The following is a 13,005-nucleotide window of genomic DNA, read 5'->3' as shown; positions in this document are numbered from 1 at the left end:
TTTCCTGCTATGAAAAAGTTGGGTGCTTTACTGGCTGCTGTAATCTTTTGTGCTGTATCCTTCGCACAACTGCAATCCCCGGAAGAATTCCTTGGATATAAGATAGGCACCAGGTTCACACCGCACTGGCGGTTGGTAGAGTATTATAAATATGTCGCTGCAAAGGTTCCTTCCATGGTAAAACTCCAAAGCTACGGACGTACATATGAAGGAAGAGAACTGCTGGTAGCGTATGTTTCCAATGCTACTACTATCGCCAACCTGGAATCCATCCGTCATAACAACCAGGCATTAGCAAAAATGGCAGAAGGTGGATCTGTAAATAACACACCAGCGGTTGTATGGTTAAGTTACAATGTACATGGAAATGAAACTTCCTCTTCTGAAGCTTCTTTGCTAACGCTTTTCGCTCTTGTTGATCCTTCCAATGCCAAAACAAAACAATGGTTGCAAAATACACTGGTGATTCTGGATCCCTGCTTAAACCCGGACGGGCGCGACCGTTACGTAAACTGGTTTAATTCCGTAGCCGGAGCACAAGCCAATGCCTCATTGGATGCAAGAGAGCACCGCGAACCATGGCCGGGAGGGAGAAGTAATCATTATTATTTTGACCTGAACAGGGACTGGGTGTGGCAGACGCAACTCGAAACGCAGCAACGTTTACAACTATATAATGCATGGCTGCCACAGGTGCATGTGGATTTTCATGAGCAGGGTATTGATGCTCCCTATTATTTTGCCCCTGCAGCAGAACCATTTCATGAGGTGATCACGCCATGGCAAAGAGATTTTCAAAAAACCATTGGCCTGAATCATGCACGTTATTTTGATGAAAAAGGATGGTTATATTTCACCAAAGAAAGGTTCGACCTCTTGTATCCTTCTTACGGAGATACCTACCCGTTGTATAACGGGGCCATAGGTATGACCTATGAACAGGGGGGCCAGGCTGCCGGTGCTTTAATGGTTGTAAATAGTAATGGAGATACCCTGACATTACTTGACAGGGTAACGCACCATTATACAACAGGTCTGAGTACGGTTGAAGTAGCCTCTCAAAACGCTTCTAAACTAATCAGCCAATTCCAGGATTACTATAAAAATTCCATGAAGGGTATAGGGGATTATAAAGCCTATGTGATAAAGTATTCTGCACAGGATGCAGGACGCATCAATGCCCTTACGGAATTGCTTGATAAGAATAAAATTGAATATACAACCGGTAAGCCTGGTGCATATAAAGGATATAATTATGATACCGGCAAAGAGGGTTCATTTACGCTTACCGGTTCAGATATTGTTGTCCCTTCTGCCCAGCCAAAAGGCACATTGGTGAAAGTATTATTTGAACCTGCCACCCGCCTTTCCGATAGTGTCACTTATGATATTACGGCGTGGGCCTTGCCCTATGTGTATGGAGTAAAATCATTTGCCACAAAGCAATTAGTGACGCCCGGAGGGAAGTTGGATACTACCGTGATCAATAATGCAGGTAATGAAAGCTATGGATATGCCATTCCATGGAATAGTGTGCAAAGTGTAAAGTTGGTAACCAACCTAATGCAAAGGGGTGTGAAGCTTCGCTTCAGTGAACAGGCATTTTCTATTGGCAACAAGGAATTCCAGAGAGGTACAGTGCTGGTATTAAAAACCAGCAACCAGTTCTTTCCAAAACTCTGGGACTCCATACAACATATTGCCACGCAGTTTAAGATCCAGCTTACTCCTGTATCATCTGGTTTTGTTGACAAGGGTTATGACCTAGGCAGTCCTTATATACGTCCTTTGGCTAAACGGAGGGTGGCCATGCTCACCGGCGATGGCGTTAGTTCTTTAAGTATAGGGGAAGTTTGGCATTTCTTTGATCAGCAACTTCATTATCCTATTACTTTGATCAATGCCAATGATGTCAGCCGTATCAACTGGAGCAACTACGATGTTTTGATCCTGCCCGATGGCAATTACCGCTTTATGTCCGACAAGCCGCAGACGGATATGCTGAAAACATGGATACAAGGGGGAGGGCATGTAATTGCATTGGAATCAGCTGTGGCTCAAATGGCACGGCTGGATTGGTCCATCAAACAAAAGAAGGAAGAAGAGGCTGACACAAAGGATATATATGCTTCATTGAAAAAATACCAGGACAGGGAACGGGACTTTATTCCCAACACCACACCCGGTTCCATATTTCGCGTTGACCTGGATAATACCCATCCTCTTGCTTTTGGTTTCCCCGAATATTATTATACGCTTAAAAATGATGACGCTATATACGAGTTTATCAAGGAAAGCGGCTGGAATGTAGGCGTTATCAAAAAGGAAAAACAAGTAGCTGGTTTTGTAGGTGCTAAATTGCAAACACGACTGCAGGATGGTTTATTATTCGGTGTACAGGATATTGGGCAGGGTACGGTAACCTATCTTGCAGATGATGTATTATTCAGAAGCTTTTGGGAGAATGGTAAACTGTTATTTTCCAATGCCGTATTTCTTGTAGGGCAATAAAATTTTATAAATATTACCGGGGGTAATACTAATCGGCTTCTTTTTATTTATTTCACGCTTTATTTTAATTGGAACTGCATGAAGAAAACACTCCTGGCCATAATTTGTATCTACTCCATATTTTCTTCCTTTGCTCAAACTACCTATACATCTGCTGATATATACCTTGGAATAAAAAAACTGAATGTATTGGGCAGCGTGCTGTATATAGCTGCTCACCCGGATGATGAGAACACCCGGCTGCTGGCCTACCTGTCTAAGGACAGGTTGTACAGGACTGGCTATTTGTCCCTCACCCGTGGCGATGGCGGGCAGAACCTGATAGGCGATGAACAGGGAATATCATTGGGCCTTGTCCGCACACAGGAATTGCTTTCTGCCAGGAAAATTGATGGTGCCGAACAATTCTTTACCAGGGCTTATGATTTTGGTTACTCCAAAACGCCTGCAGAAACCTTCACTAAATGGAATAGGGAAAAAATTCTATCTGATGTGGTATGGGTCATCCGGAAATTTCAACCGGATGTAATCATAACCAGGTTTCCTACTACCGGTGAAGGTGGCCATGGTCACCATACTGCTTCAGCTATACTGGCCAATGAAGCTTTTACGGCTGCGGCAGATCCCAAACGTTTCCCGGAGCAACTGAAATATGTTCAACCCTGGCAGGCGAAACGCATTTTGTGGAATACATTCAATTTTGGGAGTACCAACACTACCAATGCCAGCCAGTTTCATTTTGATGTAGGAGGCTATAATGCAGTGTTAGGCAAAAGTTATGGCGAGATAGCGGCACAGGGCCGCAGCCAGCATAAAAGCCAGGGCTTTGGTGTGCCGGCCAGCAGGGGTGAGGCATTTGAATTTTTTATAACCACAGGTGGCAGCGAACCTTCTACAAACCTGATGGATGAAGTAATTACCAACTGGCAAAGAGTGCCCGGAGGTGGTGCCATAGAAAAACTGGTCAGCAAATTGTCAACTGATTTCGATTTTGTAGCACCACAAAAATCAGTACCCGCACTTTTAGAAATACGCAAGGCTTTACAAACTATGCCTGGAAGTTACTGGAGGAACCGGAAGCTTACAGAAATAGATAAACTGGTGGAACAGGCAAGCGGCCTGTTTATAGAAGCCACTACAGATGTTCAGAATGCCGTGCAGGGTGATTCGCTGAAGGTCAACCTGGTAATGAATAACAGGAGTGGCGTCCAGGTATCAGTTGCCGGCTTTTCCATTGAGAATATTGATAGTATTGTCAGATCTCCATTATTACCCAACCAAAACCTGTCTATAACAAGGTCTCTTTTGGTAAGTCCTTCAAAATCTTTAAGTCAGCCATATTGGTTAAAAGAAAAAATGGAAGAAGGGATCTTCCAGGTAAATGACCAGTTATTGATTGGCCAGGCTGATATCACACCTGCTTATGTTGCGCATTTTAATCTCCTGTTTGGAAAGGATACACTTTCATTCGAAAAGCCAGTTCAATACAAACATACAGATCCTGTAAAAGGCGAATTGTATGAGCCTGTATTTGTTATTCCACCCATGACCGTGTACTCTTCTCCTGATGTTGTATTATTCCAGAAAGGTAAATTGCAATCAAAGGAGATCACCCTTGTGGCTGCTGCCAACAAAAACATTGTTGCCAGCAGCATGGTGCCAAGAATACGTTCAGCCAATTTCGATATTTCCCAAAAACAGGGTCCTGTTAGTTTTAGTAAGAATAATACCAGGGAATATTCTTTCATGCTTTCCAATGAAAAATTGAATAAGGAAACAGATTATGTACAGCCTTTTGCGGACTTTACAGAAAATGGCCAGGATAAATATGCTTACCTGGCAATGACCAGCATCAATTATGATCATATTCCTACCATCAGGTATTTTTATTCAGATGGCGTAAAGCTGTTAAACATAGACCTCAAGACTTCGGGGAAAAAGATAGGTTATATAGTTGGGGCAGGAGACAAGGTGCCTGAAGGTTTGGAGCAAATGGGATACGACGTGACCTTGCTGGGAGACAAGGAATTATCAAGAAATCATTTGGACCAGTATGATGCCATCATAACGGGCATCAGGGCTTATAATACCAATGAGTGGATGAATAACCATTATGAAAAGCTGATGAAGTATGTTCAGAATGGAGGCAATCTCATTGTACAATACAATACAAGTAATAATATTGGACCAGTAAGGGCTAAAATTGCCCCATATGACCTCACTATCACGCGTAATCGTATAACCGATGAAAATGCTGCAGTGAGTTTTATCGATCCCAATCATCCTGTGTTACATTTTCCTAACGAGATAACTTCCAGTGATTTTAAGGACTGGGTGCAGGAACGAAGCATCTATCACGGTGCAAGCAAGGACAGTACTTTTCAATCTATATTGCGTATGAATGATCCTGGCGAAGCCCCTGATGATGGCAGCCTCATGATAAGTAAATATGGGAAAGGTTATTTTACATATACCGGTTTGGTATTTTTCAGGGAATTGCCTGCAGGAGTTCCGGGTGCATACAGGTTATTGGCCAATATCATTGCACTGAACCGTAAAAAGGAATTTTGATGCCAGAGAAGAAACCCGACCAGACGAGAGGTACCATTGCGTTTTTCTTTGTGATCCTGTTGGGCCTGGCCATAGGGATATTTATCAGGAGAGTGCAACTTGGGTTGATCATAGGATTAGCGCTTGGATTTTTAGGTTCCAGTATGCTGAAAAGACGGTAAGAAAGTCGCTGGCATCTGTTAGGAGAGTATTCAGGTATCACGATTACAATTAAAATAGACAACATGAAAGGTCAAAAGGAAAAGGTTCCTGTATTTCATAGCTGGACGGCCTGGTATATGGTCGTTATCGGCTTTTTGATCCTTCTTATTGTTTTGTTTACCATATTGACGAATAAGTATTCATGACGAAGCTTGACTGGATCATCATCATCCTGGTACTGACAGGGATCGTGGTGTACGGATTATACAAAAGCCGTACAACCCGAAACCTCGATGGATATTTTTTATCCAACAGGAGTATGCCCTGGTACCTGGTACTGTTAAGCATCATGGGCACGCAGGCAAGTGCCATTACATTTTTATCGGGCCCCGGCCAGGCCTTTGCTGACGGCATGCGCTTCGTTCAGTACTATTTTGGACTTCCCCTGGCCATGGTGGTCATTTGCATCACGTTCGTACCGATGTTCAATGGGCTAAGAGTTTTCACAGCCTACGAGTTCCTGGAAAAGCGTTTTGATGGCAAAACCAGGACACTGACCTCGTTTCTATTTTTATTACAGAGAGGATTATCTACAGGCATCAGCATATATGCACCTTCTATCATCCTGTCTTCCTTATTTGGTTGGGATATTTACTGGACCAATATCATCATGGGTGGCTTGTTGATCATTTACACGGTGGCAGGAGGTGCAAGGGCAGTTGCCTATACTCAAAAGATACAGCTGGTCATCATCTTTATTGCCATGGCATTGGCCGGTTATATGGTGGTGAAGCTTTTGCCGGGTAATATGGGTTTTTCTGAAGCACTGGAAGTCAGTGGCAAACTGGGGAAGCTCAATGTGATAACTTCAGGGAGAAATGAAAACGGTTTTAACTGGAATGACCGTTATAATATCTGGAGTGGTATTATTGGTGGCTTTTTCCTTGCACTATCCTATTTCGGCACCGACCAGTCACAGGTGGGCAGGTACCTGACGGCACAAAACAATACGGAAAGCAGGTTGGGATTATTAATGAATGGCCTGATTAAGATCCCTATGCAATTCTCCATATTACTGATTGGGGTATTGGTATTTGCATTTTACCAGTTCAATAATGCACCCTTATCCTTTAATGATTCGCTGGTAAATGAAGTGCAGCAAACTTCCTATAAGGATAGTTTACATAACCTGCAAATGGGGTTTGATTCTGTCAATGCACTTAAATCAAAAGCTTTGCTTGCTTATACTAACGGCACTCAAACCAATACAGAAGGAATTCGCCAGTTAAATAAAGCTTCAGAAGGATATAGAGAGGCATTTAAAAAGATGTCAGGTAAAGCAACCGGGAAGGATACCAATGATACCAACTATGTATTTCTTTCCTTTGTCAAGCACCATCTTCCTGCCGGGTTAAAAGGCTTGCTCATAGCCGTTATATTCCTGGCTGCCTGGGGCTCTATTGCTGCTGCTTTAAATTCACTGGCTGCCAGTACCGTTTGCGATTTTCACCAGCAGATCGTGGGCCGGGGTAAACCGGTTGACGAGTACAGGATCTCCAAATGGTACACACTGGCCTGGGGTGTATTTTCCATCCTGATCGCGCAATCTTCCAGTGCTCTTGGACAAAGCCTGATAGAAGCAGTGAATGTCCTTGGTTCCCTGTTTTATGGGGTTATTCTCGGTATATTCCTGGTAGCTTTTTATTTTAAAAAGATCAATGGAACAGCCGTTTTTATTGCAGCGGTAATTGTAGAATGTTTTGTAGTGGTCCTTTTCTTTAATGAGCAGATAAGCTTTATGAACTGGTTGCCAGATATTAGTTTCCTGTGGATGAATGTGATCGGTGCCATTGGAGTTGTTTTAGTAGCGGCAATAGCCGAACTGGTATTTCCTCAAAAATTAAAAGCTGTTAGCGCTCTTCAACCAAGCTTAAGCAGTTTGGAAGATTAAAAATTCTCTTCAACTCTTTTTGTATCATAAAATCATTTCTCCTTTGAAGGGAAGTTGTCATTTTATTTTCCCTGGAAATCGAAAGATTCATCAATGCCATAAAATGGTCTCAATACGACAGCTATATAATAAAAACAGGGAAAACTAACAGATCTCCCGGTATTCTCCCATACATAAGCCATAGATAAGCCAACGATATCCCGACTCTTATAGCGTTGGCTTATCGTCGGGATATCGTTTGGATATCCTCGGGATATCAAGCTCATTACTCGGGCCTGGATTGAGCCTAAACAAGAGGAAGAGAAAGGTTAACCTAAACCTGAGTTTTTTAATTAAGGGAGGAGTTGAAATTGGCTAATACCACAGGAGGTTAAATAATTTCCAGGATTCTAAAATTCAACATTGCAGGGCGTTTGTAAGTACATGGCTGAAATACTATCTTTCAGCAACAAAACATAATTAAAAATAGCAACAGTGAAGCTGAATTAATTAATTCCACGCTTTCACAAACGCATAGCATGTAAATAACAATTAAACAGGCAATCTAAAACAAACACAATCAGCTTGTCAAATAAACTTGAGCGATATTATTATGAAGCCAGGGAAAATAAATGGTATCGCTACTTCGCTGTTTTTTGCCGTTTATCTTTGGCTGTTGCATGGCTGATTTCAGGATATGTAAAAATTTCAGGAGAACGCTTTGCAGCCGGGTTATCCCATAATCATCCATTGGGACAATATTTTGATGCCCTACTTAATACAGGTTATTATTATACATTTATCGGAGTTGGACAAATAATAGTTGCTTTCCTTTTACTCATTCCAAAGACTGCAATTATTGGCGATATTTTTAGTTTCCCTATTATTCTGAATATTTGCATGCTCACCTATTCTGTGCGGTTTGAAGGCACCCGAGCAGCAACTTTTTTGTTGTTGGCTAATTTGTTTTTACTGTGTTGGGACTATGATCGTTTGGAATCTATTTTACCATCAAAAAAGGTTAAAACAGATTCCAGCGTGACAAAAGAAAAGTCATTACATAACAAATTCCCCTTTTTGTTTTTTGGAAGTGTAGTTGCAACTCTTGCAGCTGTAGTATTTGTAAACAATATCATGTATGACATCAGGCCGGGGAATGCCCCGGATGAATGCCTGAATGGTTGTCCTGGCAATAGCAATCCAAAGGCCTGTGAAGAGTTTTGTGATTGTATTCATAACAAGGGAAAACCGCTTGGTAAATGCCTGGAAGAATACGAGAAAGCAAAAGAAAAAGACAAGAAGGGTAGTTTGAGGCGGTAAGTAAATTAAGCAATTTATAAATAAACGTAATTCCGGGTTCTCACTTCCTTCCACACAAAAAAAATGAGAGAAATCCCTTGGTAAGGATTGGAAATTATCGATTGATGATTTAGAAAATTTGATCTTACGACATAAATTTATGGATTAGCAGAAATGTATTAACCATTACGAATTATATGATCCGTAAATCCCTTTCTTTTTCCTTTATATTTTTAAGCGCACTATCGGCATTTGCCAGAGCCGGTGGAGGAGGAGGCGGGAACGGCGGCATATACGGGCGTGGCCTGGGAGTATTATTAGCACTTATCAATCTTGCTTTAATTAGCTTTTTTGTTTACCGCAAAAACAAACGAGCCAGGCAACTGATATCTCAACTGAATTCACAGGATACAATTTGGAACTATGACCAAATGATCGACTTTGCACAAGATGTGTTTATTAAGATGCAAAATGCCTGGATGGAACGAAATATGGAATTAGTAAAAGATATTGTTACTGAGCGGCTTTATAAGGATTACCAGAAAAAACTGGACTGGCAAAAGGTGAAGCACGAACAAAACATCATAGAAGATGTCGAAATAAAACGAACGGAAATCATCGGAGTAGAAGACCATGCTGGCAAGGATAACGACAGGTTCACTATATATATCAAAGGCAAACTGGTGGATTATACGATCTCGGACAAAACCGGAAAAATATATACCAACAAAACGAAAGGGAAAACAGGCTTTGTTGACCTTTATTATTTCCTTCGCCGGGAGGAGAAGTGGCTTTTGGATAGGATTGAAAACGATGTTTCATTGGGCAAAATCCTGAAAGCAAAAGAAATAGTTGATTGATTGTTACCAACATTAGAAGAGTAGACGAAAAGCCCCAAAGAAAAGCCCCGGCACATGTTTAACTGTACCGGGGCCTTTATTAGATTGGTAGAAGATCTCTTATTTTAAGTTACTGATCAACTTTTTGTTCAGTTCAACATAATCATCATTTTTAGCTTCCTTGGCAAGATTCATAGATTTTAATGCTGTGGTTTTGGCTTCTTCTTTTTTGCCAAGTTTCGCCAGGGCATTTGCTTTTTGATGGTACACCCAAAAAGCTGAAGGGTTTTGCTCTATGGCTTTATCAAACCATGAAAGTGCCTGGTTCAGGTCCTTGCCAGTTTCCATATAATACATAGCTGCCTGGAAATAAGGCTTGTTATCCTTATTCATCAGGTTGTCGATCTGGGCCATTACCTTACTTTCCACATCCGTGCTTATAGGTACATTGACCGTTGTATTATCCCACATGATCTGCAGGTCAGCACTATTGGATTTAATATTCGCAAACTGCATGGTAAATGTTTCAATCGAATAAGCATTGTTTACAGGTTTCACTGTCAAACGTGCCAGGTCCTTGTCTTGCTGGTAGGCTGCAGGGCTGGTGACATCCGTTTGCTGGCTGATGATGATAGTCCACTGGTCTTTGTCAGGAATGCTCAGCAAGCCATATTTTCCGGGAGCGATCCTTGTGCCGCCGATTGTTACACTATCACTGAATTGCAATGTTGTGGCACTGTTGGCACCCGTACGCCATACTTTTCCAAAAGGAACAAGGTCTCCAAAAATCTTACGGCCTTTCATACCGGGACGTGAGTATGATAATTCAACAGATCCGATCCCCAGGTCCTGTTTTATCGTTTGGGTAGAACTGGGTTGAGGGGTTTTAAGGGATTGTGCATTCATACCAAGGGAAAGTAATGTGATACCTGCACTCAAAAAAAGTTTCGTAAGCATGATTAGTGGTTTTATACAAATGTATATAAAAGGGGATTAAAGCCCGGATGCAATTAGACTATCAGAAATGGAAGGTGATCTTACCTTTTTTATCTTTTGTATTTTTCCAGGTGGGTCCCTGCTTCAACAGTTGAATGGCTTTTTTGTCATAAGAGGGGGAGAGAGGTCTAACAACAGTGATATTGACTGGTACGCCATCCTGGTTGATATCAAAAGCTAATTCAACATCGCCTGTTACGTGTTTTTCCTTGTATGTTTCTGGCTCTTTAATGTTATCAGCAATGTAATCATTGAACTGGGACCATCCTTCGGCTGGTTCTAGTGTTTCAAAACGAGGCGAAGGTCTTGCTATTACCGGGTGCTTCGACTTGAGCTCAACGATCTCAATGTCATTATTGGCTTTATCCGGCTGCAGTACCACATTCACGTTCCTGATGGTGTCTCCAGGTGAATGACCGGAATCTTTAACCGGGATATTTACATAACCTGGGTTCGAGTCTCCAGCATTAAAGCTTCTTGACCTTGCCACCGAAGAAGCATTAAAACTTTCTCTTCTTTTTGCAGATATGGCAGCCACCGGTGCTCCTTCATTCAATTCTGTGGCTGGTGCAATGGTAATTGGGTTTGATTGACCTGCTAAGGAATTCGATTCCGGCTTATCAGAGATATTGTTTGGTTCTCTCGTTTTAAATTTATTGGCCTTTGTTCTTGCAGGTGCAATAGTTTTTGATGCCTGTGCACTTACTTCTGCCGGGGATGAAGCAGTAATTTCTTTTGAATTTGTGGAATCAGGTAGAGGTGTAGATTGGTTAGATGGTTTCGGTTTTGTTATAGCAGGAACAGCCAGTGAAAGCTCTTTTTTATTATTGACGGAGTTGATGATCAGCCATCCACCACCAGCAACTAAAAGGAATAGGGCAGCTATTTTGATCCAGCTGTATCTAATGATGAAAGGGACTGTTTTTTTTGCCTGGGTTTTTTGATAGATCCTGCTTTTTATTTCTTCAAGATCCTTTTGCGGAGTGGTGGTGAATGCATATCCTTCCAATGCATCTGCAAGGAAAGGATCTTCCAGGGCTGCCTTTTCCAGTGCATGTCTTTCCCTGGCGGTCATCAGGCCATTATGATATCGCTCGATATCTGTAGCAGAATAGCTCTTATGTCCTGGAGAATCATTCATTCCTTTATCAATGATTTAGCTTTTTGTTTTTCAATACACAATTTCAGGTTTCTTCGCCCATTTTGAATATTGCTGCGTACTTTATTCCATTCTATTCCTGTATCAACACTTATTTCATTGTAACATTTCCCTTCCATATAAAACAAGGCTATTACCTGGCGTTGTTCGGTTGACAACTCCCCCATGCAATATTCCAGTTGCGCCAGGTTCTCTTCCCGTTCCATTACGCCATTCAGATGCACGGGGTCTTCCGAATGCATAAGTTCAGCATCAATATTAACAGTAAGCTGCTTTTTGCCAGAACGTATGCGCATCAGGCAATGGTTCTTTGTTAAGGTGTACAGCCACCCCTTGAAGTTGTCAATACTGTGTTTGGGTATTTTGGCCACCAGTTCTTCAAAAATGGCTACAGCGCTGTCCTGGGCATTTTCAGGTTGTTTGAGGTATTTCAGGCAAACTCCATAAATGAGATCCGCATATCGGCTATAAAGCTCGCCTGCAAAACGGGTATCAAGCGTAGTGGTATAATCCACTACCAGTTCATTGTCTGTTTTGCCGGATAATATGTTCTTTTCGGATGCCAATAACCTAAAATAAGAAGAATTTATGTTTGCTATGGTGTGCTAAAGTTAAATGTGTTTGGGTACGATGGGATTTGATGCTTAATTCTTAAAACCAGGATGAAACTGCTGCAGGGTTTTTCTCAGGAACTCCCTGTCCAGGTGTGTATAGATCTCCGTTGTGGTAATGCTTTCATGTCCCAGCATTTCCTGCACGGCCCTCAGATCGGCTCCTCCTTCCACTAAATGCGTGGCAAAGGAATGGCGGAAAGTATGCGGTGAGATGTTCTTATGAATGCCTGCTTTTTTTACCAGGTCTTTAATGATCAGGAAGATCATTACTCTTGTCAGCCGTTTGCCACGGCGGTTCAAAAACAAAATGTCTTCTTCCCCTCTTTGAATTGCAACATGTTTACGCGTGTCCAGGTAAATTGTAATGTATTTTGTGGCGCTGCTTCCGATAGGCACCAGCCTTTCCTTATCTCCTTTGCCTATGACTCTTATAAATCCAACATCCAGGTAGAGTTGGGAAAGTTTCAGGTTTACTACTTCGCTCACCCTTAGCCCACAACTATACATGGTCTCAATAATGGCTTTATTACGGGTACCTTCCGGCAGGCTGAGGTCAATACTGGCAATGATGCTTTCAATTTCTCCAAAGCTCAAAACATCAGGAAGCGTGCGTTTTAATTTGGGCGCTTCCAGTAAAGCCGTTGGGTCTTTGGTGCAGATATCCTCCAGCAGACAATATTTATAAAAAGTCCGTAACCCGGAGATAATCCTTGCCTGCGAACTTTGGGTCATACCTAATTCTGCAATCCACTTGATAAATTGCTGCAGATCGCCCAGGTCTATTTCCGCTGGATTCTTTTTGATATTTTGAAGCAGTAAAAACGCTGTTAGTTTTTCTATATCTGAAAGATAGGCTTCGATAGAATTACCTGCCAGTGAGCGTTCTAACTGCAAATAAGCTTTGAATCCTTTTTTATATGGTTCCCACAAGGAGCGGTGATTTAT

The 13,005-nt window shown here is 41.9% G+C and carries 12 protein-coding genes; 7 read left to right on the top strand and 5 right to left on the bottom strand.

Features of this window, described 5'->3' with window-relative positions:
• Positions 1 to 9 precede the first annotated feature (9 nt).
• The 5 genes from BP74_RS11225 to BP74_RS11205 all read left to right on the top strand — a co-directional run bounded on the left by BP74_RS11225 (position 10) and on the right by BP74_RS11205 (position 7,174).
• Positions 10 to 2,511, top strand: a complete 2,502-nt coding sequence (locus BP74_RS11225; RefSeq protein WP_496374103.1) for a M14 family metallopeptidase — start codon at positions 10 to 12, stop codon at positions 2,509 to 2,511.
• A 78-nt stretch (positions 2,512 to 2,589) separates the two neighbouring features.
• Positions 2,590 to 5,082, top strand: a complete 2,493-nt coding sequence (locus BP74_RS11220) for a PIG-L family deacetylase (RefSeq protein ID WP_496374101.1) — start codon at positions 2,590 to 2,592, stop codon at positions 5,080 to 5,082.
• The gene (locus tag BP74_RS11215) at positions 5,082 to 5,243 is read left to right on the top strand and encodes a hypothetical protein (protein ID WP_496374099.1); all 162 of its coding nucleotides are present in this window, start codon (positions 5,082 to 5,084) and stop codon (positions 5,241 to 5,243) included. The genes BP74_RS11220 and BP74_RS11215 overlap by 1 nt, the downstream gene beginning before the upstream one ends.
• Before the next feature lie 63 nt (positions 5,244 to 5,306).
• Entirely contained in the window at positions 5,307 to 5,429 is a 123-nt protein-coding gene (locus BP74_RS11210) for a hypothetical protein (RefSeq protein WP_496374097.1), read from the top strand.
• Complete coding sequence (locus tag BP74_RS11205; protein ID WP_496374095.1) at positions 5,426 to 7,174, top strand: sodium:solute symporter family protein; 1,749 nt, start codon at positions 5,426 to 5,428, stop codon at positions 7,172 to 7,174. The genes BP74_RS11210 and BP74_RS11205 overlap by 4 nt, the downstream gene beginning before the upstream one ends.
• 62 nt (positions 7,175 to 7,236) lie before the next feature.
• On the opposite strand, the gene BP74_RS11200 is transcribed toward BP74_RS11205, so the two are convergent.
• Positions 7,237 to 7,440: a hypothetical protein gene (locus tag BP74_RS11200; RefSeq protein ID WP_496374093.1), complete on the bottom strand. Its 204-nt coding sequence runs from the start codon at positions 7,438 to 7,440 to the stop codon at positions 7,237 to 7,239.
• 298 nt (positions 7,441 to 7,738) lie between these two features.
• On the opposite strand from BP74_RS11200, the gene BP74_RS11195 reads away from it, so the two are divergent.
• Positions 7,739 to 8,473: a hypothetical protein gene (locus BP74_RS11195; protein ID WP_496374091.1), complete on the top strand. Its 735-nt coding sequence runs from the start codon at positions 7,739 to 7,741 to the stop codon at positions 8,471 to 8,473.
• 176 nt (positions 8,474 to 8,649) lie between these two features.
• Positions 8,650 to 9,312 carry a Tim44 domain-containing protein gene (locus BP74_RS11190; protein WP_496374089.1) on the top strand — a complete coding sequence of 221 codons (663 nt, stop codon included), beginning with the start codon at positions 8,650 to 8,652 and terminating at the stop codon, positions 9,310 to 9,312.
• 99 nt (positions 9,313 to 9,411) lie between these two features.
• Here BP74_RS11190 and BP74_RS11185 read toward each other — a convergent pair whose 3' ends face one another.
• The 4 genes from BP74_RS11185 to xerD form a co-directional block, all read right to left on the bottom strand.
• Positions 9,412 to 10,248 carry a DUF2911 domain-containing protein gene (locus BP74_RS11185; protein WP_496374087.1) on the bottom strand — a complete coding sequence of 279 codons (837 nt, stop codon included), beginning with the start codon at positions 10,246 to 10,248 and terminating at the stop codon, positions 9,412 to 9,414.
• A 61-nt stretch (positions 10,249 to 10,309) separates the two neighbouring features.
• Complete coding sequence (locus tag BP74_RS11180; protein ID WP_496374085.1) at positions 10,310 to 11,428, bottom strand: energy transducer TonB; 1,119 nt, start codon at positions 11,426 to 11,428, stop codon at positions 10,310 to 10,312.
• Positions 11,425 to 12,012 carry an RNA polymerase sigma factor gene (locus BP74_RS11175; protein ID WP_496374083.1) on the bottom strand — a complete coding sequence of 196 codons (588 nt, stop codon included), beginning with the start codon at positions 12,010 to 12,012 and terminating at the stop codon, positions 11,425 to 11,427. The genes BP74_RS11180 and BP74_RS11175 overlap by 4 nt, the downstream gene beginning before the upstream one ends.
• Positions 12,013 to 12,090: 78 nt before the next feature.
• Entirely contained in the window at positions 12,091 to 12,990 is a 900-nt protein-coding gene (gene xerD, locus BP74_RS11170; RefSeq protein WP_496374081.1) for a site-specific tyrosine recombinase XerD, read from the bottom strand.
• Positions 12,991 to 13,005: the final 15 nt, after the last annotated feature.

The organism is Flavisolibacter ginsengiterrae DSM 18136 (assembly GCF_059568575.1).
This window is presented reverse-complemented; position numbering and strand designations above follow the sequence as displayed.

Coding starts and splice junctions, on each gene's coding strand:
- BP74_RS11225 (WP_496374103.1), top strand. CDS start 10: ATGAAAAAGTTGGGTGCTTTACTGGCTGCTGTAATCTTTTGTGCTGTA.
- BP74_RS11185 (WP_496374087.1), bottom strand. CDS start 10,248: ATGCTTACGAAACTTTTTTTGAGTGCAGGTATCACATTACTTTCCCTT.
- BP74_RS11220 (WP_496374101.1), top strand. CDS start 2,590: ATGAAGAAAACACTCCTGGCCATAATTTGTATCTACTCCATATTTTCT.
- BP74_RS11205 (WP_496374095.1), top strand. CDS start 5,426: ATGACGAAGCTTGACTGGATCATCATCATCCTGGTACTGACAGGGATC.
- BP74_RS11210 (WP_496374097.1), top strand. CDS start 5,307: ATGAAAGGTCAAAAGGAAAAGGTTCCTGTATTTCATAGCTGGACGGCC.
- BP74_RS11180 (WP_496374085.1), bottom strand. CDS start 11,428: ATGAATGATTCTCCAGGACATAAGAGCTATTCTGCTACAGATATCGAG.
- BP74_RS11200 (WP_496374093.1), bottom strand. CDS start 7,440: ATGAGCTTGATATCCCGAGGATATCCAAACGATATCCCGACGATAAGC.
- BP74_RS11190 (WP_496374089.1), top strand. CDS start 8,650: ATGATCCGTAAATCCCTTTCTTTTTCCTTTATATTTTTAAGCGCACTA.
- BP74_RS11215 (WP_496374099.1), top strand. CDS start 5,082: ATGCCAGAGAAGAAACCCGACCAGACGAGAGGTACCATTGCGTTTTTC.